Annotated in this window: 2 protein-coding genes; both read right to left on the bottom strand. The window is 38.5% G+C overall.

Annotated elements, in window-relative coordinates:
- The coding region (locus ACS8FD_RS19535; protein ID WP_439277084.1) for an NAD(P)-dependent oxidoreductase at positions 1-407 on the bottom strand (407 nt) is incomplete at its 3' end.
- Between the two features lie 231 nt (positions 408-638).
- Positions 639-774: DUF188 domain-containing protein (locus tag ACS8FD_RS19530; protein WP_439277085.1), on the bottom strand; the 136-nt coding region annotated here is incomplete at its 5' end.

Genomic DNA, 774 nt, shown 5'->3' with positions numbered 1-774 from the left:
TGATCCGCGTAATGCTTGGCAATGTAATAGTCTTTTAAGTCAGCGATGGCAGGATTGTCCCATTTGCTGGTATCCAGTGAAAATACCGTACTTAACATGATATAACGTTTAATACCTTTGTCTTGCGCCGCTTGCATGGTCTTGACTGCACCATGCAAATCAACTTCTAACACACCCTTGCCGCCAGAACCTGCTACAAAATATACTGCCTCGATATCATCAGCAATTTGGTTTTGGATAGCGTCTTTTTCTGCGGTAATATCCAAATCTAACTGCGTGTAATTATCATCATTAAATAACTTCTCATCTTGACGGGTAGTACCGACCACTTGATGGTTATCGGATAATAATTGCTCAACCAGATCACTACCAACGCGACCACTTGCGCCTATGACTAGAATTTTCATAATCTTCCCTATTTTTGTTCGTATTGTCGTTATGCTATAAATCTTTATGATAAAAGTACTTTGTATTCAAAGACTTCTTATTAAAAATAAGTATTAAAAGTAATTATTAAAAACTGTATATAAGGTAACAAGAATAGGTAGCACACTTCGTTATGAAGCGTGCCAGTTGCATAGTGTTTGGTTATAGAGTGTATAAGGTTTGCAAGGGAAGTGAGATTAAGAATTGAAAAGTTAACGTACCAATTTGTTTAGACCATCGGCAAATGCTTTTTTGTCGCGATCGCCATAAGGTTTTTGTCCGCTCATTTCTTGCAGCTCTAGTACGCCAGTGCCGCGCATAGTATCCATGAAGTCACGCATATTGAGC

The organism is Psychrobacter sp. 1U2 (assembly GCF_051847575.1).
The sequence above is the reverse complement of the archived record's forward strand: the minus strand, read 5'-3'. Positions and strand labels throughout refer to the sequence as shown.